At 70.4% G+C, this 22,446-nt stretch carries 24 protein-coding genes and 1 pseudogene; 11 read left to right on the top strand and 14 right to left on the bottom strand.

Annotation, left to right across the window (positions count from 1 at the left end; genetic code table 11):
• Positions 1-206: 206 nt before the first annotated feature.
• The 4 genes from ACWDD7_RS22175 (at position 207) to ACWDD7_RS22160 (ending at position 2,293) form a co-directional block, all read left to right on the top strand.
• A complete protein-coding gene (locus ACWDD7_RS22175) occupies positions 207-398 on the top strand; it encodes a hypothetical protein (protein ID WP_030115393.1) in 192 nt (63 codons plus the stop codon).
• Positions 382-906 (top strand): DUF6879 family protein, encoded by a 525-nt coding sequence (locus ACWDD7_RS22170; RefSeq protein WP_450458598.1) that lies wholly within the window; start codon positions 382-384, stop codon positions 904-906. Before ACWDD7_RS22175 ends, ACWDD7_RS22170 begins: the two co-directional genes overlap by 17 nt.
• On the top strand, positions 903-1,733 hold the full coding sequence (locus ACWDD7_RS22165) for a helix-turn-helix domain-containing protein (protein ID WP_450458597.1): 831 nt from the start codon (positions 903-905) through the stop codon (positions 1,731-1,733). The genes ACWDD7_RS22170 and ACWDD7_RS22165 overlap by 4 nt, the downstream gene beginning before the upstream one ends.
• A gap of 125 nt (positions 1,734-1,858) precedes the next feature.
• Positions 1,859-2,293, top strand: coding sequence for a hypothetical protein (locus ACWDD7_RS22160; protein ID WP_450458610.1), 435 nt, complete (start codon positions 1,859-1,861; stop codon positions 2,291-2,293).
• A gap of 51 nt (positions 2,294-2,344) precedes the next feature.
• On the opposite strand, the gene ACWDD7_RS22155 is transcribed toward ACWDD7_RS22160, so the two are convergent.
• A complete protein-coding gene (locus tag ACWDD7_RS22155) occupies positions 2,345-2,764 on the bottom strand; it encodes a hypothetical protein (protein ID WP_450458596.1) in 420 nt (139 codons plus the stop codon).
• A 61-nt stretch (positions 2,765-2,825) separates the two neighbouring features.
• On the opposite strand from ACWDD7_RS22155, the gene ACWDD7_RS22150 reads away from it, so the two are divergent.
• On the top strand, positions 2,826-3,257 hold the full coding sequence (locus tag ACWDD7_RS22150; RefSeq protein WP_450458595.1) for a tyrosine-type recombinase/integrase: 432 nt from the start codon (positions 2,826-2,828) through the stop codon (positions 3,255-3,257).
• Positions 3,258-3,456: 199 nt separating this feature from the next.
• Here ACWDD7_RS22150 and ACWDD7_RS22145 read toward each other — a convergent pair whose 3' ends face one another.
• A complete protein-coding gene (locus ACWDD7_RS22145; protein ID WP_285563242.1) occupies positions 3,457-4,614 on the bottom strand; it encodes an acyl-CoA dehydrogenase family protein in 1,158 nt (385 codons plus the stop codon).
• A gap of 199 nt (positions 4,615-4,813) precedes the next feature.
• On the opposite strand from ACWDD7_RS22145, the gene ACWDD7_RS22140 reads away from it, so the two are divergent.
• Positions 4,814-6,157 (top strand): UDP-glucose dehydrogenase family protein, encoded by a 1,344-nt coding sequence (locus tag ACWDD7_RS22140; protein WP_450458594.1) that lies wholly within the window; start codon positions 4,814-4,816, stop codon positions 6,155-6,157.
• A gap of 122 nt (positions 6,158-6,279) precedes the next feature.
• Here ACWDD7_RS22140 and ACWDD7_RS22135 read toward each other — a convergent pair whose 3' ends face one another.
• Positions 6,280-6,786, bottom strand: a complete 507-nt coding sequence (locus tag ACWDD7_RS22135) for a CGNR zinc finger domain-containing protein (RefSeq protein WP_351876849.1) — start codon at positions 6,784-6,786, stop codon at positions 6,280-6,282.
• An 83-nt stretch (positions 6,787-6,869) separates the two neighbouring features.
• Here ACWDD7_RS22135 and ACWDD7_RS22130 point away from each other — a divergent pair, with 83 nt between their 5' ends.
• Positions 6,870-7,238, top strand: a complete 369-nt coding sequence (locus ACWDD7_RS22130; RefSeq protein WP_351876850.1) for a VOC family protein — start codon at positions 6,870-6,872, stop codon at positions 7,236-7,238.
• Between the two features lie 19 nt (positions 7,239-7,257).
• The gene (locus tag ACWDD7_RS22125) at positions 7,258-7,650 is read left to right on the top strand and encodes a VOC family protein (protein ID WP_450458593.1); all 393 of its coding nucleotides are present in this window, start codon (positions 7,258-7,260) and stop codon (positions 7,648-7,650) included.
• Positions 7,651-7,744: 94 nt separating this feature from the next.
• Here ACWDD7_RS22125 and ACWDD7_RS22120 read toward each other — a convergent pair whose 3' ends face one another.
• Genes ACWDD7_RS22120 through ACWDD7_RS22110 form a run of 3 tightly spaced genes read right to left on the bottom strand, consistent with a single transcriptional unit; the run spans position 7,745 to position 10,586 of the window.
• Complete coding sequence (locus tag ACWDD7_RS22120) at positions 7,745-8,923, bottom strand: dipeptidase (RefSeq protein ID WP_351876852.1); 1,179 nt, start codon at positions 8,921-8,923, stop codon at positions 7,745-7,747.
• 5 nt (positions 8,924-8,928) lie between these two features.
• Positions 8,929-9,450, bottom strand: coding sequence for a 5-(carboxyamino)imidazole ribonucleotide mutase (gene purE / locus ACWDD7_RS22115; RefSeq protein ID WP_450458592.1), 522 nt, complete (start codon positions 9,448-9,450; stop codon positions 8,929-8,931).
• On the bottom strand, positions 9,447-10,586 hold the full coding sequence (locus ACWDD7_RS22110) for a 5-(carboxyamino)imidazole ribonucleotide synthase (RefSeq protein ID WP_450458591.1): 1,140 nt from the start codon (positions 10,584-10,586) through the stop codon (positions 9,447-9,449). The genes purE and ACWDD7_RS22110 overlap by 4 nt, the downstream gene beginning before the upstream one ends.
• A 228-nt stretch (positions 10,587-10,814) precedes the next feature.
• On the opposite strand from ACWDD7_RS22110, the gene ACWDD7_RS22105 reads away from it, so the two are divergent.
• Positions 10,815-11,321, top strand: coding sequence for a GtrA family protein (locus ACWDD7_RS22105; RefSeq protein ID WP_392216140.1), 507 nt, complete (start codon positions 10,815-10,817; stop codon positions 11,319-11,321).
• A 3-nt stretch (positions 11,322-11,324) separates the two neighbouring features.
• On the opposite strand, the gene ACWDD7_RS22100 is transcribed toward ACWDD7_RS22105, so the two are convergent.
• Both ACWDD7_RS22100 and ACWDD7_RS22095 read right to left on the bottom strand, forming a co-directional pair.
• Complete coding sequence (locus ACWDD7_RS22100) at positions 11,325-12,596, bottom strand: ATP-binding protein (protein ID WP_450458590.1); 1,272 nt, start codon at positions 12,594-12,596, stop codon at positions 11,325-11,327.
• 41 nt (positions 12,597-12,637) lie between these two features.
• Positions 12,638-13,315 (bottom strand): response regulator transcription factor, encoded by a 678-nt coding sequence (locus ACWDD7_RS22095; RefSeq protein WP_020940464.1) that lies wholly within the window; start codon positions 13,313-13,315, stop codon positions 12,638-12,640.
• Between the two features lie 498 nt (positions 13,316-13,813).
• Between ACWDD7_RS22095 and ACWDD7_RS22090 the strand changes: the two genes are divergently transcribed.
• Positions 13,814-15,319: a peptide MFS transporter gene (locus ACWDD7_RS22090; RefSeq protein WP_450458589.1), complete on the top strand. Its 1,506-nt coding sequence runs from the start codon at positions 13,814-13,816 to the stop codon at positions 15,317-15,319.
• A 91-nt stretch (positions 15,320-15,410) separates the two neighbouring features.
• Here ACWDD7_RS22090 and ACWDD7_RS22085 read toward each other — a convergent pair.
• From ACWDD7_RS22085 to ACWDD7_RS22075, 3 genes and pseudogenes are all read right to left on the bottom strand, one after another.
• Positions 15,411-15,948: pseudogene (locus ACWDD7_RS22085) on the bottom strand (hypothetical protein).
• A gap of 111 nt (positions 15,949-16,059) precedes the next feature.
• A complete protein-coding gene (locus ACWDD7_RS22080) occupies positions 16,060-16,656 on the bottom strand; it encodes an ATP-binding protein (RefSeq protein ID WP_450458588.1) in 597 nt (198 codons plus the stop codon).
• 382 nt (positions 16,657-17,038) lie between these two features.
• Positions 17,039-17,425 carry an STAS domain-containing protein gene (locus ACWDD7_RS22075; RefSeq protein ID WP_450458587.1) on the bottom strand — a complete coding sequence of 129 codons (387 nt, stop codon included), beginning with the start codon at positions 17,423-17,425 and terminating at the stop codon, positions 17,039-17,041.
• 246 nt (positions 17,426-17,671) lie between these two features.
• On the opposite strand from ACWDD7_RS22075, the gene ACWDD7_RS22070 reads away from it, so the two are divergent.
• The gene (locus tag ACWDD7_RS22070) at positions 17,672-18,568 is read left to right on the top strand and encodes an RNA polymerase sigma factor SigF (protein ID WP_450458586.1); all 897 of its coding nucleotides are present in this window, start codon (positions 17,672-17,674) and stop codon (positions 18,566-18,568) included.
• A gap of 106 nt (positions 18,569-18,674) precedes the next feature.
• On the opposite strand, the gene hutI is transcribed toward ACWDD7_RS22070, so the two are convergent.
• The 3 genes from hutI to ACWDD7_RS22055 are packed head-to-tail and all read right to left on the bottom strand — an operon-like array spanning position 18,675 to position 22,410.
• The gene (gene hutI / locus ACWDD7_RS22065; RefSeq protein WP_450458585.1) at positions 18,675-19,850 is read right to left on the bottom strand and encodes an imidazolonepropionase; all 1,176 of its coding nucleotides are present in this window, start codon (positions 19,848-19,850) and stop codon (positions 18,675-18,677) included.
• Positions 19,851-19,876: 26 nt separating this feature from the next.
• Positions 19,877-21,211: a formimidoylglutamate deiminase gene (locus tag ACWDD7_RS22060; protein ID WP_450458584.1), complete on the bottom strand. Its 1,335-nt coding sequence runs from the start codon at positions 21,209-21,211 to the stop codon at positions 19,877-19,879.
• Positions 21,208-22,410, bottom strand: a complete 1,203-nt coding sequence (locus tag ACWDD7_RS22055) for an allantoate amidohydrolase (protein ID WP_450458609.1) — start codon at positions 22,408-22,410, stop codon at positions 21,208-21,210. Before ACWDD7_RS22055 ends, ACWDD7_RS22060 begins: the two co-directional genes overlap by 4 nt.
• Positions 22,411-22,446: the final 36 nt, after the last annotated feature.

The following is a 22,446-nucleotide window of genomic DNA, read 5'->3' as shown; positions in this document are numbered from 1 at the left end:
TTCCCCATAATCGTCAAGGGTCTCCGCAGGCAGGGGGTGCGCTGGAGGCACCTCCGCCAGTCGCGCGGTGTACGAACAGGCCCGGCGCAGGTTACGCGGTTTCCCGTTCCGTCAACCGTGATCGCTTGACCGCTACGCACAGCCCTCGGGAGCATCAATCCAGATGCGGGGTACTGGCAGCGGCACGGGAGAGGGGAACCCAGACCATGAAGGTCACCAAGCTGGTCAGCACGTGCGACATCAAGGACTGCCCGACGATCTACGCCACGGATCGTGGCACCTTCCTGGTGCAGGGCGAGACGCCGACCGACCACGGGCTTCAGATTCCCGCGCACGAAACCCTGGTCGAGATCCCGATGGAACTGATCCAGAAGGCCATCCGTGACAACCTCATCTAGGACCCTCGGCGACCTCTTCGAAGCATTCGAGCGCGAGGCATTCCGGCTGGAGACCCTGGACGACTACAGCAAGTCCGGGAGCGTCGACGCCTATCGGGCATTCCTGGCCGGGGAGCCACAGCCAGACGACTACAACGCAGGCTGGATCGAAGAACTACGCTCGCACACCGAGAAGGGGAAGCGGGTATACCGGGTCCATATCCTATCCCGCCCGCTCACGGACTATCTTAGGTTCGAACTCGGCTGGGGCTACCACAAGAATGTGAGCGGGGGCGAAGAGTTCTTCATCCTCGACATCACCGACAAACCCAACCCCTTGGAGAACGTTCCGGATTTCTGGTTCTTCGACTCCGAATCCGTGGCCGTGATGAACTACGACGGAAGCGGAAAGTACCTGGGATCGGAAGTGCTACCGCCGGAACGAACAGCGGAATTCACGCGGTACCGTGATGCGGCTCTCGCGCACGCGGAACCGTTCACCGAATGGTGGGCCAAGTACGGGACGTGAACAGAGCACAGCTTGGAGCCGCGCTGCGGACGCTGCGAGTGGCATCCGGCAAGGAAGCCAAAGCGGTGGCCCGCAGCGCCCTCATGTCTCCGTCCAAGCTGTCCAAGATCGAGAATGCGAAGCTGGCACCCAGCGCGACGGACGTAGAGCGCATCCTGACCGCCATCGGCGTCTCGGACGAGGTCAAGGCGGAGTACGCGGAAGCCGCACGCGCGTCAGCGACGGAGGCGACGGCATGGCGCCTACTCAAGCGCATCGGGGTCCACAAGGGCCAGCAGGCCGCCAAGGCTCTGGAAGCCCAGATGTCTGTACTGCGGCTGTTTCAACCCGCGCTCGTTCCGGGCCTGCTCCAGACTCCCGAGTACATCCGGGCCATTCTCCAACGCCACAACCTGAGTGAAGACGCACTCACGCGAACGATCAATGGGCGACTCGAACGGCAAGCGGTTCTCTACGACAACGCAAAGTCACTCCGGTTTATCATCACCGAACCTGTTCTGCGCTGGCGCATCGTGCGACCGCAGATGATGGCTGCTCAGCTTGATCGCATCGTCTCTATTTCACGACTGTCCCACGTGGACATCCGGATAGTCCCTCTGCGGGTTCAGCAACACGACATCGCGAATCATGCCTTCGTCATCCGTGACGACCGCATGGTGACCGTTGAAACCGTCCATGCCGAAGTCGTCGTTACGGACCCGCGAGATGTGAGTCTCTACGTTGACAAGTTCGAAGGATTCGAGCGATCCGCGCTGGCCGGTGACGAAATGCGGGATCTGATCGAAGGTATCCGCAACGAATTCTTGCGGGAACAGGAAACAGGCTAGAGGCGCGATCGTGGGCCGCCGAAGATAGGGGCCATGGTGAGCGACAGCAAGGCACATGGAACCGAAGCGGCTGATCATCTGGGCAGCAGTGAGGCCCGACAGTTCCTCTCCCGTCTCTCCGGTGCATTCGGCGTCGGCGGCGTGCTCATAGTGCACAAGAGCGACCCTGGCCCCGAAGGCGCGGACCTGGCGCCGAGCAACTACTCAAGCGCTATCGGGAAGTGGTGGCGGAGTTCCCGACATCTGACCTACCGCCCATCGAAACGGCGTACTGGCTGATCAAGCCGCGTTCCTTAGTTCGTGGCACGTGGGAGGAGGCGAAGGAGGCCGCGTCATGGCTTGGCGAGCGGCTGGCCGAGTATGCGCCTCGGTTCGCGGCAGAGAGGGACCGTGACACTACGCGCCTGGCCCGGCTGGTGAACGCTGCTGTCGAGCAACTGCACTCGGGGGCCGATGTGTCGTACGGCTTCTACCTGGAACGCCCCTCGTATCTGTCCCTGGCAGTGGTGACGTGTTCCCCGAATCGGGCGAACGCTGAACTGGCCTGCCCAGTCGCATAGTCGAAGCAACGAAGAAGCCCCGGCCACAAAGGCCGGGGCTCGTTCGGTTGATCAGAGCAGGGCGCGGAAGGGGTTGAAGTCTCCGAGCGGTTCCGGCCGCTTCGGTTCCGGGGCCTGCCTCGGTCCCGGGCCGTAGGCGTCCAGAGGGACGACACGTGCACGGTTCTCCTCACGCTCCGCGCCGGCCGGCTGCGTCTCTGCGTGACTGGAAGTGCGTCGGTTCTTGTTGCTGTCCGTGCTGGCCGGCTGCGGCGCAGAGTCACCAGAATTGACACCGCGGATTGTGAAAACGGTGGACGGACGACCGCTCTTCCCTGACCGTTCCACGGTCACGACGATTCCGGACAGTTCCTTGACCTCGGCAGCGGTCGCCCCGACGAACGGGAGCACCTGGGAAGACGTTGCCCGCCCGCCGTGCATTTCGATCCGGGCCCGCACCTTGTCCTCAAGGCTGAGCGGCTGCCGCGTCACCTTCGGGGAGGTTGCTCCCTTCGTGATACGCACGGCGTCCTGTACGGACCGACGAACGAGGGTGAAGGCAGCAGACAGCATCTCTTCCTGGCGTTCCGTCCCCCTCCCGCCGAACGTCGCATTCGAGCTGCGGCGGCACATCAAGAACCACGGCGTATGGGGGCCGGAGCGGCTTCTCTTCCCCAACGTGACGCGGACCGGCTACCTCTACGCGTCGTACTTCTACCCGAAGATCTGGATGGAGGCTCTCGGCAAGGGACAGGTGAAGTACTGCAAGGCGCACTCACTCCGGCACTACTACGGGTCGCGGCTGCTGTACGCCGGAGTCCCCGAGAACGATGTGGCCGACTGGATGGGCCACAGCAGTACGGACGTGCTGAGGGAGCACTACCACTACATCTTCGAAGGGGTCGAGCAGCGCGGCCGGGCCGCCATCGCGACGATGTTGACGCCCGGCGCCGACGACCCGACGGAGGCATCAGAGGTCGCCTGATACGCGTACGGCAACAGCCCCCGGCGTCGCGCCGGGGGCTGTGTTGTTTGTGCAGGTCAGTGGCTGTTTTCAGTCCGGCATCTGCCCAGGATTCCCCCAGCGTGACGCCCAGGAACGGTCCTGATCGGGCCGCAACGGGCAGAAAGCCGAGGGTGTCCCTCCGGACCTTCGAAATAGCTTCTGACCTGCAAAAACCCTGCTAGGGAAGGTTCCTTGCCATCACGATCCGCTGAACTTGGTTCGTGCCCTCATAAATCTGGGTGATCTTGGCGTCGCGCATCATGCGCTCGACCGGGTAGTCACGGGTGTAGCCGTAGCCGCCGAGGAGCTGGACGGCGTCGGTGGTGACCTCCATGGCGACGTCCGAGGCGAAGCACTTGGCGGCGGCGCCCAGGTAGGTGAGGTCGGAGTCGCCGCGCTCGGAGGCGGCGGCGGCCTGGTAGGTCAGGGCGCGCGCGGCGGAGATCTTCATCGACATGTCCGCGAGCATGAACTGGATGCCCTGGAAGTCGGCGATCGCCTTGCCGAACTGCTTGCGCTCCTGGACGTAGCCCTTGGCGTAGTCCAGGGCGCCCTGCGCGACACCGAGCGCCTGGGCGGCGATGGTGATGCGGGTGTGGTCCAGGGTCTTCATGGCGGTCATGAAGCCCGTGCCCTCCTCGCCGATCATGCGGTCGGCGGGGATGCGGACGTTGTCGAAGTAGACCTCGCGGGTCGGGGAGCCCTTGATGCCGAGCTTCTTCTCGGGGGCGCCGAAGGAGACGCCCTCGTCCGACTTCTCGACCACGAAGGCGGAGATGCCCTTGGAGCGCTTGGCCGGGTCGGTGACCGCCATGACCGTGTAGTACTCGGAGACGCCCGCGTTGGTGATCCAGCGCTTGACGCCGTTGAGGACCCAGTGGTCGCCGTCGCGGACCGCCTTGGTCTTCATGCCGGCCGCGTCCGAGCCCGCGTCCGGCTCGGAGAGGCAGTACGAGAACATCGCGTCGCCCTTGGCCAGCGGGCCCAGGTACTTCTTCTTCAGCTCCTCGGAGCCGGAGAGGATCACCGGGAGCGAGCCCAGCTTGTTCACCGCGGGGATCAGGGAGGAGGACACGCAGGCGCGGGCCACCTCCTCGATCACGATGACCGTGGCGAGCGCGTCGGCGCCGGCGCCGCCGTACTCCTCGGGGACGTGCACGGCGTGCATGTCGTTGGCCACCAGGGCGTCGAGCGCCTCCTGCGGGAAGCGGGCCTCCTCGTCCACCGCGGCGGCGTACGGCGCGATCTTCGCCTCGACCAGGGAGCGGACGGCGTCGCGGAGCATGTCGTGCTCCTCGGACGGGCGGTACAGGTCGAAGTCAGCCGATCCGGCCAAGGTCTCTCACGCTCCAAAGACGCAGTGATAGTGACGCATCACGGACATTACAAACGCTAATTACCGTTAAGTAACTCAAATTTTAGGCCCCTCGCCCCACCGCGCCTACGTGAGGTTGGCGACAGCGGGAAAGTTGCCCCCCGACCGGCCCGGCTATGCTCGGGCCCGCACGAGAGAATCCCCGAGCTGGAGCGCGTCCATGAGCCTGAAGATCACCGTGATCGGCACCGGGTATCTCGGCGCCACCCACGCCGCGGCCATGGCCGAGCTGGGGTTCGAGGTGCTGGGCCTGGATGTCGTCCCCGAGAAGATCGCCATGCTGGAGCGCGGCGAGACCCCGATGTACGAGCCGGGACTCAAGGAGCTGCTGCGCCGGCACGTGGCCGGGTTCGCGGGTTCCACCGGACGGCTCGGGTTCACCACCGACTGGGCCGAGGTCGGCGCCTTCGGCGATGTGCACTTCGTCTGTGTGAACACCCCGCAGAAGCACGGCGAGTACGCCTGCGACATGTCGTACGTCGACTCCGCGATCGCCTCCCTCGCCCCGCACCTGCGCGGCCCGGCCCTGGTGGTCGGCAAGTCCACGGTGCCGGTGGGGTCGGCCGACCGGCTGGCGGCCTATCTCGCCGAGCACGCCCCGGCGGGCGGCGACGCCGAGCTGGCCTGGAACCCGGAGTTCCTGCGCGAGGGCTTCGCCGTCGAGGACACCCTGCACCCGGACCGGATCGTGGCCGGTGTGCGCAGCGAGCGGGCCGAGAAGCTGCTGCGCGAGGTGTACGCGACGCCGATCGCGGAGGGCACCCCCTTCGTGGTCACCGACTTCCCCACCGCCGAACTGGTGAAGACCGCCGCGAACTCCTTCCTCGCCACCAAGATCTCCTTCATCAACGCGATGGCGGAGGTCTGCGAGGCGGGCGGCGGCGACGTGGCCAAGCTGGCGGAGGCGATCGGGCACGACGACCGGATCGGGCGCAAGTTCCTGCGGGCCGGGATCGGTTTCGGCGGCGGCTGTCTGCCCAAGGACATCCGGGCCTTCATGGCCCGCGCCGGCGAGCTGGGCGCGGACCAGGCGCTGACCTTCCTGCGCGAGATCGACTCCATCAACATGCGCCGGCGCGGCCAGATGGTGGAGATGGCCCGCGAGGCGCTGGGCGGCGGCTCCTTCCTCGGCAAGCGGGTCGCGGTGCTCGGCGCCACCTTCAAACCCGACTCGGACGACGTCCGCGACTCGCCCGCGCTGAACGTGGCGGGCCAGATACACCTCCAGGGCGGCCAGGTCACGGTGTACGACCCGAAGGGCATGGACAACGCCCGCAAGGTCTTCCCGACCCTGGGCTACGCCGACTCGGCCCTCGACGCGGCGCGCGGCGCGGACGTCGTGCTGCACCTGACCGAGTGGGGCGAGTTCCGCGAGCTGGACCCGGCGGAGCTGGGCGCGGTGGCGGCGGCCCGGGTGATGCTGGACGGGCGCAACACCCTCGACCCGGAGCTGTGGCGGCGGGCGGGATGGACGTACCGGGCGATGGGGCGTCCGACCGCGTAGGACGCGCGGAAGCACCGTCCGGCGCAACGGCGCCGGTTCGGCCGAGGCTCAGTCGGCCGAACCGGCGCCGCCCCGCATTCTGCCCCGGCTCCCTGTGACCGGGGGACCCGACCCGTCGCGCCTTACGCCCCCTTGGCCCGGTACCGCCGCATCTTCTCCCGCGCCCCGCACACCCGCATCGAGCACCAGCGGCCGCGCCCCGCCGGGCTGCGGTCGTAGTACGCCCAGTGGCACGTCACGGCCTCGCAGGCCTTCAGCCGGCTCCAGGTGCCGGCCACCAGTGCCTCGGCGACGGCGGCGGCGACCCGGGACAGCAGCGGGCCGTCCGCGGCCGGGGCGAGGGTCGCCGAGCCGTCCCGCTCGTCCACGGCGACGTAGAGCGGCGCGCGGGCCAGCAGCTCGCCCAGCGGGGTGACCGCCCGGTGTGGTGGATGCCCGGCGTGGGCCAGCAGCACGGCCCGTAGCGACTCCCGCAGCTCCCGAGCCTCGGCGAGGTCCTCCTCGGAGATCCCGAAGCGCTCGCGCCCCTCCGCCGTGTCCAGCGAGTCGGCGCCGTCCTCCAGGTCCACGGTGTTGACCAGGGACTCGACCAGGGCCAGGCCCCCGGGAGCGGCCGATCTCTCACTCATGGTTGCGACGTTACCTCTTGTCCGGGAGTATGAGGTCACCGTTACCGGTTACCCGCTCTTACGGGTAACAGAAGGAGGTCGTCATGGCTCTCGCCAAGCTCGGTGTGGTGGTCCTGGACTGTCCCGATCCCAGCGCGCTGGCCGGCTTCTACGCCGGACTGCTCGGGGGCACGGTGGAGGTCGCCGAGGACGGCGACTGGGTGACCCTGAAGGTGCCCGACGGGCAGGCGCTGGCCTTCCAGCGGGCCGAGGGGCACACCGCGCCGCAGTGGCCGCGCGCCGAGAGCAACGGCCAGCAGTTCCACCTGGACCTGACCGTGCCGGACCTCGACGCGGCCCAGGAGGGCGTGCTCGCGCTGGGGGCGACGCTCCTGGACGCCGGGAAACCCGGCCGCTCCTGGCGGGTGTACGCCGACCCGGCCGGGCATCCGTTCTGCCTGTGCGCCTGCTGAACCGATCCGAGGAGGACACATGACATCCGTCGCCCGTCTGCGCAACGTGGTGCTCGACTGCCCCGACCCGCACGCCCTGGCCGCCTTCTACGCGGCGGTGGCCGGGGGCACGCCCGAGCCCGAGGACGACACCTGGGTCACCCTCCAGGTCCCCGGCGGCCCCCGGCTGGCCTTCCAGCGGGCCGAGGACCACACGCCGCCGGAGTGGCCCCGCGCCGATCGCAACGGCCAGCAGCTCCACCTGGACTTCGACGCGGGCAGCACCTGGGCGGAGATCGACGCGGCCCATGAGCGGGTCCTGGCGCTCGGCGCCCGCCCGCTGGACCTGGGGGACCGGGAGAAGAAGGACTTCCAGGTCTACGCCGACCCGGCCGGGCATCCGTTCTGCCTGTGCCGGATCGAGCACGTGTAAGAACGTGCGCAGGGCCCACGCGTGAGGCAAAAAACGCGAGGCCGAAAAAGGGGGCGGGGCAGCCGATCGGCCGCCCCGCCCCCTCTGTCCGAGGTCAGCCGTCCAGCGACTCGATCGTCGCGTTCGACGGCCCCCGCTTCGACCGGAGGTCGCGGGCCACGTCCTCCGCCGCGCCCAGCACCCGTACCGCGTTCTGCCAGGTGAGCTTGGCGAGGTCGGCCTTGGACCAGCCCCGGTCCAGCAGCTCCGCGAGCAGGTTCGGGTAGCCGGAGACGTCGCTGAGGCCGTCCGGGGTGAAGGCCGTGCCGTCGTAGTCGCCGCCGATGCCGAGGTGGTCGATGCCGGCGACCTCGCGCATGTGGTCCAGGTGGTCGGCGATGACCGGCACCGTGGCGACGGGGCGCGGGGTGCGCTCCTCGAAGGCACGGTGGACCTTCATCGCCTCGGCGGTGGTGTCCAGGTGGTGCAGGCCGTGGGCGCGCATGTTCTCGTCGGCCGCGGCCGTCCAGTCGACGGCCGCCTGGAGCACGAACTTCGGCACGAAGGTGACCATCGCGACGCCGCCGTTGGCGGGCAGCCGCTCCAGGACGTCGTCCGGGATGTTGCGCGGGTGGTCGCAGACCGCGCGGGCCGAGGAGTGCGAGAAGACCACCGGTGCGGAGGTCGCGTCCAGCGCGTCGCGCATGGTCGACGGCGCCACGTGCGAGAGGTCGACCAGCATGCCGAGCCGGTTCATCTCGCGGACCACCTCGCGGCCGAACGCGGTCAGGCCGTTCGCCTTCGGCGCGTCGGTCGCCGAGTCCGCCCAGTCCACGTTGGAGTTGTGGGTGAGCGTCATGTAGCGCACGCCGAGCGCGTACAGGCCGCGCAGGGTGCCCAGCGAGTTGGCGATGGAGTGGCCGCCCTCGGCGCCCATCAGGGAGGCGATACGGCCCTCACCGCGCGCCGCCTCCATGTCGGCGGCGGTCAGCGCGGGCGCGAGGTCCGCCTGGTAGCGGTCCAGCAGCTGCCGTACGCAGTCGATCTGCTCCAGCGTCGCGGCGACCGGGTCGGGCTGCTCGGCCGGGACGTACACCGACCAGTACTGCGCGCCGACGCCGCCGGCGCGCAGCCGGGGGATGTCGGTGTGCAGGTGCTCGTGCTGGTGGCCCGCGATGTCCAGACGGTCCAGGTCGTAGCCCGCCTTCTCGCGCAGCGCCCAGGGCAGGTCGTTGTGCCCGTCGACCACGGGGAACTCGCGCAGCAGGGCCCGCGCCTCGTCCAGCGTCGTCACGGCGCTCACTTCCCGAAGCCGAAGCCGCCGGCGCCCTCGACCTTGGCCCGCAGCCGCTTGCCCTTCTCGGTGGCCTGGTCGTTCAGGTCGTGCTGGAAGTCGCGCATGCGGTGCAGCAGGTCCTCGTCGTGCGCGGCGAGGATGCGGGCCGCGAGCAGCCCGGCGTTGCGGGCACCGGCGACGGAGACCGTGGCGACCGGGACGCCGGCCGGCATCTGCACGATCGACAGCAGGGAGTCCATGCCGTCGAGGTACTTCAGCGGCACCGGGACGCCGATGACCGGCAGCGGGGTGACGGAGGCGAGCATGCCCGGCAGATGGGCGGCGCCCCCGGCCCCGGCGATGATCACCTTGAGCCCGCGGTCGGCAGCCTGCTCGCCGTACGCGATCATCTCGCGGGGCATCCGGTGCGCGGAGACGACGTCGACCTCGTACGCGATCTCGAACTCGTCCAGGGCCTTGGCGGCGGCCTCCATGACGGGCCAGTCGGAGTCCGACCCCATGACGATGCCAACAACAGGGCTCATTCGGTGATGGTGCCTCTCAGATAGCCGGCTGCGTGACGGGCGCGCTCCAGCACGTCGTCCAGGTCGTCGCCGTAGGTGTTGACGTGTCCGACCTTGCGGCCGGGCTTCACGTCCTTGCCGTACATGTGGATCTTGAGCTTCGGGTCACGGGCCATGCAGTGCAGGTACGCGGAGTACATGTCCGGGTAGTCGCCGCCCAGGACGTTGACCATCACGGTCCACTTCGCGCGCGGGCGCGGGTCGCCGAGGGGCAGGTCGAGGACCGCGCGGACGTGGTTGGCGAACTGCGAGGTGATCGCGCCGTCCTGGGTCCAGTGGCCGGAGTTGTGCGGGCGCATCGCCAGCTCGTTGACGAGGACGCGGCCGTCCCGGGTCTGGAACAGCTCGACGGCGAGGTGCCCGACGACGCCCAGTTCCTTGGCGATGGTGAGGGCCATCTGCTCGGCGTGCAGCGCCAGGTCCTCGTCCAGGTCGGGGGCCGGGGCTATGACCGTGTCGCAGACGCCGTCGACCTGCCGGGACTCCACCACCGGGTAGGCGACGGCCTGGCCGTGCGGGGAGCGTACGACGTTGGCGGCCAGCTCGCGGACGTAGTCGACCTTCTCCTCCGCGAGGACCGGCACGCCCGCCCGGAACGGCTCGGTGGCCTCCTCGGCGGTCTCCACGACCCACACGCCCTTGCCGTCGTAGCCGCCGCGGACGGTCTTCAGGACGACGGGGAACCCGTCCCCTTCCGCCGCGAACCGGACGACATCCTCCGGGTCGGCGACGATCCGGTGCCGTGGGCACGGGATGCCGATCGCGTCGAGCCGCGCCCGCATCACGCCCTTGTCCTGGGCGTGCACGAGCGCGTCGGGCCCCGGGCGCACGGGGATGCCGTCCGCCTCCAGGGCCCTGAGGTGCTCGGTGGGCACGTGCTCGTGATCGAAGGTGATCACGTCACAGCCGCGCGCGAACTCACGCAGCGTGTCCAGGTCGCGGTAGTCGCCGATGACGACTTCGCTCACGACCTGTGCCGCGGAATCCTGAGGGGTGTCACTGAGGAGCTTGAACCTGATGCCCAACGGGATGCCCGCTTCGTGCGTCATACGCGCGAGCTGGCCCCCGCCGACCATGCCGACTACCGGGAACGTCACGCCTCTAGCGTATCGGCCACCGCGGACCGGCCGGATCGCGTCCCTGCGCGGCGGCCCCTCGCGTGTCCGTTCCCGACCGCTCCCCGCCCAGTCGGCGGCTCTTACTCACCGCTTTCCGGCCTCTTTCCGACCTGTTTCCCGGTACTGGCCTGGTCCTCAGGCGTCGGGCGGTTTGCGCCGATAGCATGGCGGAGTTGACGAAAATCTACCGACGGGAGCTGCAACGCCATGGAACAGCGTTCCTCGGGGCTGCAACGGCTCGTGGGCGAGGTGGCCAAGTTCGGCGCCGTCGGCGGCGCCGGAGTCCTGGTCAATCTCGGCGTCTTCAACCTGGTCCGGCACGTCTCCAGCCTGCCGGTGGTGCGCGCCAGCATCATCGCGACCGTGGTCGCCATCGCCTTCAACTACGTGGGCTTCCGTTACTGGACGTACCGGGACCGCGACCGCAGCGGCCGCACCAAGGAACTCACGCTCTTCCTGTTCTTCAGCGCGGTCGGCCTGGTGATCGAGAACGGCGTGCTCTTCCTGGCCACCTACGGCCTCCGCTGGGACAGCCCGCTGGAGAGCAACGTCTTCAAGTTCCTCGGCATCGGCATCGCCACCCTGTTCCGGTTCTGGTCGTACCGCACCTGGGTGTTCCGCGCGCTGCCCGCGCAGGAGGCGGAGTCGATCCTGGCGGCGGAGTCCCGCCGCTCCCCCAGTGAGCCCGCGCCGAAGACGCAGCGGGTGCCGTAGCGCTCAGCGGACCGTCGGCAGTTCCTCGTCCGGCTTGCGTGCCGGGGGTGTGCGGGAGAGGAACAGACCGAAGACCGGGGGCTGGGACTGGAGCAGTTCCAGGCGGCCGCCGTCCGCCTCGGCGAGGTCCCGGGCGACGGCGAGGCCGATGCCCGTGGAGTTGCGGCCGCTGATGGTCCGCTCGAAGATCCGTGCCCCCAGGTCGGCCGGCACCCCGGGCCCCTCGTCCGTGACCTCGACCACGGCCTGGTTGCCGGTGACACGGGTGCGCAGGGCGACGGTGCCGCCGCCGTGCATCAGCGAGTTCTCGATCAGCGCGGCCAGCACCTGGGCGACCGCGCCCGGGGTGCCGACGGCCTGGAGGTGCCGCTTGCCCGAGCTGACGATGGCCCGGCCCACGCCTCGGTAGGCGGGCCGCCACTCGGCGAGCTGCTGCTGGATGACCTCGTCCAGGTCGAAGGTGACGGCGGAGCCGGTGCGCGGGTCGCGGGAGTTCGTCAGCAGCCGCTCGACCACGTCGGTGAGCCGCTCGACCTGCGTGAGCGCGACGTTCGCCTCCTCCTTCACGATGTCCGGGTCGTCGGTGAGGGTGATCTCCTCCAGGCGCATGGACAGCGCGGTGAGCGGGGTGCGCAGCTGGTGGGAGGCGTCGGCGGCGAGCCGCCGCTCGGCGGTCAGCATGCGCGCGATCTTCTCGGCGGAGGAGTCCAGCACGTCGGCGACCCGGTCCAGCTCGGGGACGCCGTAGCGCTTGTGCCGCGGGCGCGGGTCGCCGGAGCCCAGCCGCTCCGCGGTCTCGGCGAGGTCGGTCAGCGGGGAGGCGAGCCGGTTGGCCTGGCGCACCGCGAGCAGGACGGCCGCGACCACCGCGAGCAGCGCCACCAGGCCGATGATCAGCAGGGTGCGGCCGACCTCGCGGGTCACCGCGGAGCGCGGCTCCTGCACGGTGACCGTCTCGCCCTCCTCGCCGTGCTGGGTGGCGTGGATGACGTCGCCCACGGGCCGGGTGCCGATCTCGATCGGCGGCCGGCCGGGCATCTCGATCACCGCGTACTGCTCTTTGCTGACCGGGTTGCGCAGCGCGTCGGCGTTGACGTTCTCCGCGGCCAGGATCCGGCTGTCCACGATGCTGGCCAGCCGCGCCGCCTCGGACTCCACCCGCTCCTGGGCGCTGTTGGTGATCGTCCGGGTCTCGACGATCACCAGGGAGACGCCGAAGACGGCGATCACCACGAGGACGACGGCGAGGGTGGACTGGATGAGACGTCGGCGCATGTTCCGTTACCTGAGGTGATCACTGGCCCCCGGCGCGGGGCTCAGCTCTTCTCGAAGCGGAAGCCCACGCCCCGGACCGTGGCGATGTAGCGGGGGTTGGCCGCGTCGTCGCCGAGCTTCTTGCGCAGCCAGGAGATGTGCATGTCAAGGGTCTTGGTGGAGGACCACCAGGTGGTGTCCCAGACCTCGCGCATCAGCTGGTCGCGCGTCACCACGCGGCCGGCGTCGCGCACCAGCACCCGCAGCAGGTCGAACTCCTTGGCGGTGAGCTGGAGTTCCTCGTCGCCCATCCACGCGCGGTGCGACTCGACGTCGATGCGCACGCCGTGCGTGGCCGGCGGCTGCTGCGGCTCGGCGGCACCGCGGCGCAGCAGCGCCCGTACCCGGGCGAGCAGTTCGGCGAGCCGGAAGGGCTTGGTGACGTAGTCGTCGGCGCCCGCGTCCAGGCCGACGACGGTGTCCACCTCGTCGGCGCGCGCGGTCAGGATGAGGATCGGCACGGTGTGGCCGTCGGCGCGCAGCCGGCGGGCGACCTCCAGGCCGTCCATGCCGGGCAGGCCCAGGTCGAGCACGACCAGGTCGACACCGCCCTGCATTCCGGCGTCGAGCGCGGTGGGTCCGTCCTCGCGCACCTCGACCTCGTAACCTTCCCGGCGTAGGGCGCGGGCCAGCGGCTCCGAGATGGACGCGTCGTCCTCGGCGAGCAGTACACGGGTCATGAGGTGATGGTAGACCGCCCGCGTGCGGTGCTGGGGTGTGATCGGTTCCAGGGATTCTTACCTGGCGCGCCCATTGGTACGAACCATCACCTGTGGGATGCGATCGTAGATGTGACCTTCGAAATCCGTTGCGTGGTTCCCCCGACACCTGTGATCCGTGTCTCAAGTCCTTCCATACCGGGCGGTGTCCTGACGTAGAGTGACGTGAACGCCTGTAGTGCACCCGGGGACCTTTGGCGGGATATGACGCTGAAGGTCCTTGTTGTGTGCGGGCCGGTCAGGCATGACCGGCCCTGAAAGGAATGACCTCTGGCCGGGCTCCGAACGCACTGTCGCGTCACGGAGCGTGGATCCCGGTGGTCGCCGTCCACCGCTTCGCGATCCGGAGCGGACTCCCCCCGGGCGTTGGGGGCGGACGGACGACCCCGCCGGTGCCGGCCGCTACCCCCACCGGGCGCGCAACGCTCCACCGCGCGTCCCGACCAGCAAGGAACGACCATGGCGTCCAGCCTGACGAAGGACTCGGTCCACCCGGGCACCCCCGGCACCGAGAAGACCTTCTTCGGCCACCCCCGCGGCCTGGCCACTCTGTTCATGACCGAGATGTGGGAGCGGTTCTCCTACTACGGCATGCGGGCCCTCCTCCCCCTCTACCTGGTGGCCCCGAGTGGACTGCACCTGAGCGCGGGCACGGCGACGGCGATCTACTCCGTGTACCTGTCGCTCGTGTACCTGCTCGCCCTGCCTGGCGGCTGGGTCGCCGACCGGTTCCTCGGCCCGCGCAAGACGGTCGCGATCGCTGGTCTGATCATCATGCTGGGCCATCTGTGCCTGGCTCTGCCGGCTGCCGTGAGCTTCTTCGTCGGCCTGGGTCTGGTCGCCATCGGTTCCGGCCTGCTCAAGGCCAACATCTCCACGATGGTCGGTCACCTCTACGACGGCCCGAAGGACCCGCGCCGCGACGGTGGCTTCACGCTCTTCTACATCGGCATCAACCTGGGCGCGTTCGTCGCTCCGCTGGTCATCGGCACCATCGGTGAGAACGTCAACTGGCACTTCGGCTTCGCGCTGGCCGCGCTCGGCATGGCGCTGGGTCTGGCCCAGTACCTGCTCGGCGGCCGCCACCTCAGCGAGCAGAGCAAGGTCGTCCCGACGCCGATGACGGCCCAGGAGAAGTCGGCCACCCTGCGCAAGGGCCTGATCTGGCTGGTCATCGCCGTGGTCTTCTACGGTCTCGTCGGCTTCACCGGTCACTTCACCCTCAACTGGGCGCTGATCCCGCTGACCCTCATCGGCCTCATCGTGCCGATCCTGGTCATCGGCCGGATCCTGCGCGACAAGGACCTCGACGGCGAGGAGCGGTCGAAGGTCCGGGCGTACGTCTGGTTCTTCGTGGCCGCCGCGGTGTTCTGGATGATCTACGACCAGGGTGGTTCGACCCTGTCGCTGTTCGCGGACGCCTCCGCCAAGAACACCATTTTCGGCTGGAACTTCCCGGTCTCCTGGTACCAGTCGGTCAACCCGGTCATGATCATGGCCCTCGCGCCGGTCTTCGCCTGGCTGTGGCTCGCGCTGAACCGGCGCGGCAAGGAGCCGAGCACGATCGTGAAGTTCTCGTCCGGTCTGGTGCTGGTCGGCGCCTCCTTCTTCGTGTTCCTCGCGCCGCTGTCCATCGCGCAGGACGGTCACAAGGCCGCGGCGATGTGGCTGGTCGGCATCTACTTCCTCCAGACCGTCGGTGAGCTGACGCTGTCTCCGGTGGGTCTGTCCGTGACGACGAAGATGGCGCCGAAGAAGTACGCCTCGCAGATGATGGGCGTCTGGTTCCTCGCGGTCACCGCGGGCGACTCCGTCACCGCGCTGCTGTCGAACCCGGCGATCGGCGGGGTCAACCTCGACAGGATGGGCTTCGTGATGCTGGAGGCCGTCCTCGCGGTGGTCGCCGGTGTGGCGGTGTGGATGTACCGCGGCAAGGTCAACAAGCTGATGGGCGACGTGCGCTAGTCGCCGGTACTCGGCCGACGAGGGCCGTCGCACCCCGGGTGGGTGGGGCGGCCCTCGTCGTCTCTGTCCGCCGTACTTCTCCTTCGCGTGCTCACGTGGGTCCCTTCCTGGTGGGAGTCGTACGACTCGTCGGGCTGTCGTCATGCGGAGCGCGGGCGGCCGGGCGGCGTGGCCGTACCCGGTCCACCACCGCCGTCCCGGCGCGGAACAACGCGGCCGGTACGACCAGGCAGAGCAGGAGCCAGAAGAGGGTCACGCCCCAGGGGCGCCCCGGCGGACAGTTCGACCGGCAGCTCGATCCGCGCCTTCCTGCCGGGCGCGAGGGTGCCGTGCCACTGCTGGTCGTCCCACTGCGGGGCGAACACGCCGTGCGCGGTGCCGAGTTGGAAGACCTCGGCGCGGCCGTCGGCGTCGGCGCAGGAGTTGGTGCCGCCGATGACGCCCCGGGAGGGTGTGGCCCGGCCGCAGACCAGGAGCATCAGCAGGGTGTTCGGGCGCCGGCCGGTGCCGTGGACGGTGACCGAGCCGCCGGTGCCGGCCCGCGCCGCGGACAGCCGTACGGCAGGGCCGTCCGCCGCGGCGGGACCCGCGAGGGGCAGCAGGAGCAGCGCCGCCACCGCCAGGACCACGGTCCAGGTACGCCTGGGGGCCCGAGGAGGGAAGACGCGTACAGGCCGGGGTTGCGCCGGCCGTCCGGGGCGGCGGTCACGCGGCCCCGGGGCCGGGGCCGTTCGGCGCCGTCAGGCCGGAGCGCCCAGTTCCGCCCACACCGTCTTGCCGGGGCGGTCCGGGACCCGCAGGACACCCCAGTCCAGGCACAGGCGCTGGACGATGAACATGCCGTGGCCGCCGGGGCGGCCGGCGCGGTGGGGGGTGCGGGGGGCCGGCTGCCCGGTGCCGCGGTCGGTGACCTCCAGGCGGATCACCTTGTTGTCGCAGGCGAGGGCGAGTTCGTCGGGGCCCTCGGCGTGCAGGCAGGCGTTGGTGACGAGTTCGGAGACGACGAGCAGCACGTCCTCGGCGGCGGCCCGCTGGTCCGCGGTCGCGGCGGGCAGCCAGCCCCAGTCGTACAGCGCCTGCCGGGCGAAGTCGCGGGCGAGCGGGACGACGCCGCTGGCCCCCTGGAGACCGAGTCTGCGGACCTGCCGGCCGCGTGCCGCCCCCGTGGCGTCCGCGGCGGACCCGGAGGGCGGCGCGGACGCCACGGAGCCCGAGCCGACGCCGGCCGGCGTGTCCTCCCCCGATGCCTCGGACACCGCGGAGGTCCCGGGCGCCCCGGAAGCGCCGCTGGGCTCGTGGCCACGGTCGCCCGGCGAGCAGGGCCGGGTGGTGCTCATCAGCGCTTCACCTCACCGAATCACCAGTTCACGATTGAAAAGTCCGGCGCTCTCCGGCACCGGCCGGTCCGTCCACGCCGGCGCCGCCGCCCGCCGTACGTCCCGTCGTTCGCACATCAGTCCCGTCCGCCGTTCGCTCGGCGCCCTGCCCGCGGCCGGTCCGTCCGGGCAGGTTCCTGCCCGTTCGAGACCGTCGCACGCCCTCGGATACGTCACACCCCGGAGCCCGGCGACGCCGCCTCGGTGGTGGACGGCCGTCCGCATGTCTCCTGCCCGACCCGGGCGCCGGAACACCCTCTTTCCCGTGGGAAACACGGGACCCCGGAGTCCGGACGGGAGGGGCGGGGAAGCCGTGCCGCACCCGGCCGCGCCGATCGCGGGCTCAGCCGGTGCCGTCATCCTCCCCGGCCAGGGCGTCCGTCACGGAGTCGTGGACGGTGAAGACCGCCTCGGCCCCGGTGATCTCGAACACGCGGGCGACTACGGGCTGCATTCCCGCGAGATGGACGCCACCACCGGCGGCCTCCGCCTTCAAACGGGCCCCGAGCAGGACGTTCAGCCCCGTGGAGTCGCAGAACTCCAGGCGCGAGCAGTCCACCACGAGTCGCGAGAAACCCTTGCCCAGGAGGTCGTCGAGGGGATCGCGCAACAGATCGGCGGTGTGGTGGTCGAGCTCACCCGCCGGTGTGACCACCGCGCTGGAGCCCTCTTCACGCACCTCCACCAGAAGCCGGCCCGACTGTGCGCTGCCGACCATCCCGTGGTCCATGCCGTCTCTCTCCCGAGGTCGTGGCCGCTGATGCCCTCGAACATTACGCCTTCCACACGCACCGCGACACCCGAACAACCGCACATAATCGGACATAGAAGAACAGAACGCACTTGCGATCGCTCCGGCAAAGCCGATAGGGCTAGTAAGGACACGTACTTCTACACGCCGGCTTTGGAGGCGCCGCACTCCGTAGTGCACCTGATGGCTTCGGCAGCCATATGCCGAGAACGATGGAGGACACCCATGTCACCCCGGCTCGACGCCTCGCCCACCCCGACCGCGACGTCGACACCCCCACCGGAACAACTGGATCATCCCATCGATCTCCACGACCCCTTCGAGGGACTCCCGGAGATCCCCCCGTACGACGAGATCGGCCCCGTCGACGCACGGGCCCTGTCCAAGACCCTCTTCGAGCGCCTTGAGGTGCTGGAGGAAGGGACGCACGACTACGCGTACGTGCGCAACACCCTCGTCGAGCTGAACCTCGCCCTCGTCAAGTTCGCCGCCTCCCGCTTCCGCTCGCGCAGCGAGCCGATGGAGGACATCATCCAGGTCGGCACCATCGGCCTGATCAAGGCGATCGACCGCTTCGAGCTGGCCCGCGGCGTCGAGTTCCCCACTTTCGCGATGCCGACCATCATCGGCGAGATCAAGCGCTTCTTCCGTGACACCTCCTGGTCCGTGCGCGTACCGCGCCGGCTGCAGGAGCTGCGCCTGGACCTGGCGAAGGCCGGGGACGAGCTGGCCCAGCAGCTGGACCGCGCGCCGACGGTGACGGAGTTGGCCGAGCGCCTCGGCATCTCGAACGACGAGGTCGTCGAGGGCATGGCCGCCTCGAACGCCTACACCGCCTCCTCGCTGGACGCCCAGCCCGAGGAGGACGAGACCGAGGGCGCGCTCGCGGACCGCATCGGCTACGAGGACCACGGGATCGAGGGCATCGAGTACATCGAGTCCCTCAAGCCCCTGATCGCCGGGCTGCCCCAGCGCGACCGGAAGATCCTCTCCCTGCGCTTCGTGGCCAACATGACCCAGTCGGAGATCGGCGAGGAGCTCGGCATCTCCCAGATGCACGTGTCCCGCCTGCTGTCCCGCACGCTGGTACGCCTGCGCAAGGGACTCACGGTGGAGGAATGACTCCCGGGACGACCGTCCCCGTCCGTCCCCCACGCGCCGGCGCAAGCGGCCCGGATTCCTCGTCCGGGCCGCTTCGGCGTGTCTGCGCCCCGCCGGGCCGCCCGGCTCACACCACGCGCACGCCGCTCCGCCACACCCCGCTGACCAGGGGCACACCCGGGCGGTAGGCGAGGTGGACGTGGCTCGGGGCGTCGAGGAGGGTCAGGTCGGCGCGGGCGCCGGGGGTGAGGCGGCCGATGTCGGTGCGGCGCAGGGCCGCGGCGCCGCCCGCCGTGGCGGACCAGACGGCCTCGTCGGGGGTCATGCCCATGTCGCGCACGGCCAGCGCGATGCAGAAGGGCACGGAGGACGTGAAGGACGAGCCCGGGTTGCAGTCCGTGGACAGGGCGACGGTGACCCCGGCGTCCAGCAGCCGACGGGCGTCCGGCCACTCGGCGCGGGTGGAGAACTCGGCGCCGGGCAGCAGCGTGGCGACCGTGTCGCCGCCCGCCAGGGCGTCGACATCGGCGTCCGTGAGGTGGGTGCAGTGGTCGGCGCTGGCCGCGTCCAGTTCCACGGCCAGCTGCACGCCGGGGCCGTAGGAGAGCTGGTTGGCGTGGATGCGCGGGTGCAGGCCCTTCGCCCGGCCGGCGGTGAGGATCGCACGGGCCTGGTCGCCGTCGAAGGCGCCCTTCTCGCAGAACACGTCGATCCAGCGGGCGTGCGGGGCGCAGGCGTCCAGCATCTCGCCGGTGACCAGGGCGACATAGGCCGCCGGGTCGTCGGCGTGGTCGGGCGGGACGATGTGCGCGCCGAGGTACGTCACCTCGTCGGTGTGCCTGGCCGCGATGCGCAGCGCGCGGGCCTCGTCCTCGACGGTCAGACCGTAGCCCGACTTGGTCTCGAAGGTGGTGGTGCCCTGGCGCAGCGCCTCGGCCAGGTAGTGGGTGAGGTTGGCCTCCAGTTCCGCGTCGCTCGCGGCGCGGGTGGCGGCGACGGTGGTGCGGATGCCGCCCGCCGAGTAGGAGCGGCCCGACATCCGGGCGTTGAACTCCTGGGTGCGGTCCCCGGCGAAGACCAGGTGGGAGTGGGAGTCCACGAACCCCGGCAGCACCGCCCGGCCGCCCGCGTCGACCCGGTTGTCAGTGGCGGGTGCTTCCCTTGAATCGCCGGTCCACGCGACGCGGTCGCCCTCGATGACCACGGCGGCGTCCTGGACCAGGCCGAGGGGGGAGTTGTCGCCGAGAGAGGGGTCGTTGGTGACCAGTGCCGCGATGTTGGTGATGACGGTGCTGCTGCTCATGGTGTCCTCGTGGGGGGCGATCGGGGTCAGCGCAGGGCTTCGACGGCCGCGGCCAGCGCGCGGGGCACGTCCGGTACGAGCGTGTGCGCGCCGTCGCGCACGACCTGCCGGCCGCCCACGACCGTATGCCGTACGTCGGCCGCGCCCGCCGCGAATACGGCCGTCTCGGCGCCCAGCCGGGGCTCCGGGCCCGCTGTCCTGACCGAGTCCAGGGCGATCGTCGTCAGGTCGGCGAGCGCGCCCGGCTCGATGCGGCCGGCCTCGTCCCAGCCGAGGGCGGCGTGACCGTCGGCGGTGGCGGCCCGCAGCAGGGCGGCGGCCGTCCAGTGGCCCCGGGTGCGGGTGCGCAGCCGCTCGTTCAGCTCCATCGCGCGCGCCTCTTCGAGCAGGTCGACGACGGCGTGGCTGTCGGAGCCGAGGGAGAGCGGGGAGCCCGCCCGCTGGAGGGCGACGGCCGGGCCGATGCCGTCGGCGAGGTCGCGTTCGGTGGTCGGGCACATGCAGGTGCCGGTGCGCGACCCGCCGAGCAGGGCGATGTCCTCGTCGGTGAGGTGGGTGTTGTGCACCCCGGTGGTGCGCGGCCCGAGGACGCCGTGGTCGGCGAGCAGCCGGGTGGGGGTGCGGCCGTGCGCGGCGAGGCAGGCGTCGTTCTCGGCGGTCTGCTCCGACAGGTGCACGTGCAGCGGGGCCCGCCGTTCCTCGGCCCAGCGGGCCACGGTCGCCAACTGGTCGGCGGGCACGGCCCGTACGGAGTGGATCGCCGCCCCGATCCGTGCGTGATCCCGTTCCTTGAGAACCGCACAGCGTTCGGCCCAGGACTCCGCGCTGCCGTCGGAGAAGCGCAGCTGGTGGGGGTCGGGGGCCCGCCCGAAACCGGCCGAGAGGTAGCAGGTGTCGAGGAGGGTGATCCGGATGCCGGCCTCGGCGGCGGCCGCGATCAGCGCCTCGCCCATGGCGTTGGGGTCGGCGTAGGGGGTGCCGCCGTGGGCGTGGTGCACGTAGTGGAACTCGCCGACACAGGTGATGCCGGCCAGCGCCATCTCGGCGTACACCGCGCGGGCGAGCGCGTGGTAGGTGTCCGGGGTCAGCCGGTCGGCGACGGAGTACATCACCTCGCGCCAGGTCCAGAAGGTGCCGGAGCCGGTCTGGACGGTGCCGCGCAGCGCCCGGTGGAAGGCGTGGCTGTGGGCGTTGGCCAGCCCGGGCAGGGTGAGGCCGCGCAGCACCTCGGCGCCGGGCGGCGGGACGGACGCCCCGGTGCGCACGGCACCGATCCGCCCGTCCCCGGTCTCGACCAGCACCCCCGGCTCGACACGGTCGCCGAGCCAGGCGTGCTCCAACCAGTAGGTCGCCTTGGTCACCTGCAGGCCAGCCCTTCCAGTACGTCGGCGAGCGCGCCCACCCCGGCCACGCAGTCGTCCTCGGCCGCGAACTCGGCCGGGGAGTGCGAGACACCGGTGGGGTTGCGCACGAACAGCATGGCGGTGGGGATGCTCCCCGAGAGGATCCCGGCGTCGTGTCCGGCGCCGGTGCCGAGGACGGGCACCGTCAGGTCGGTGTCCCGGCCCAGGATGCGGCCGAGTTCGTCGCGCAGGGCGTGGTCGAACTCCACGACGGGCGTGAAGGACTCCCGTACGACGTCCAGGTCCACGCCGTGCGCGTCCGCGTACTCCCGGGCCGCCTTCTCGATGCCGCCGACCACCGTGTCCAGGGTCTCCTGGTCGGCGGCGCGGGAGTCGAGCCAGCCGCGCACCCGCGAGGGGATCGCGTTGACGCCGCCCGGGTCCACCACGATCTTGCCGAAGGTGGCGACGGCACCGGCGAGTCCGGCCTCGCGGCGGGCGGCGAGCACCGTCTCGGCGTACGACAGCATCGGGTCGTGGCGGTCGGCCAGACGGGTGGTGCCGGCGTGGTTGGCCTCGCCCCGGAAGTCGAACCGCCAGCGTCCGTGCGGCCAGATGGCGCTGGCGATGCCGACCCGGTCGCCGGACAGGTCCAGCGCGCGGCCCTGTTCGACGTGCAGTTCGACGAAGGCGCCGATCCGGGCCAGCCGTTCGGGGTCGGGCCCGATGGCGTCGGGGTCGTACCCGGCGGCCTCCATGGCCCGGGGCAGGGTGATCCCGTCCCCGTCGGTGAGCCGGTGCGCGTCCTCGACCGTCAGCGCGCCCGAGGTCAGCCGCGAGCCGACACAGGCGAGCCCGAACCGGGCCCCCTCCTCGTCACCGAAGTTGACGATGGCGAGGGGCCGGGTGAACCGCGCTCCCCTGCGGAGGAGTTCGTCGAGCGCGGCGAAGGAGGACACCACCCCGAGAGGCCCGTCGAAGGCCCCGCCGTCCGGCACGGAGTCCAGGTGCGACCCGGTGACCACGGCGTCCCCGGCGGCCGGGTCCCCGAGCCAGGCCCACTGGTTCCCGTTGCGGTCGACCTCGTAGGCCAGCCCGCGTCCCTCGGCCTGCTGCCTGAACCAGGCCCGGCACTCGGCGTCGGGCCCGGTCCAGGCGTAGCGCCGGTATCCACCGGAGTCGGCGTTGCGGCCGACGGGCAGCAGTTCGGCCCACATCTCGTGGAAGGAGGAGCCGCTCACGACGCCGGCGCC

The sequence above is a fragment of the Streptomyces sp. NPDC001056 genome (assembly GCF_053598955.1).
This window is presented reverse-complemented; position numbering and strand designations above follow the sequence as displayed.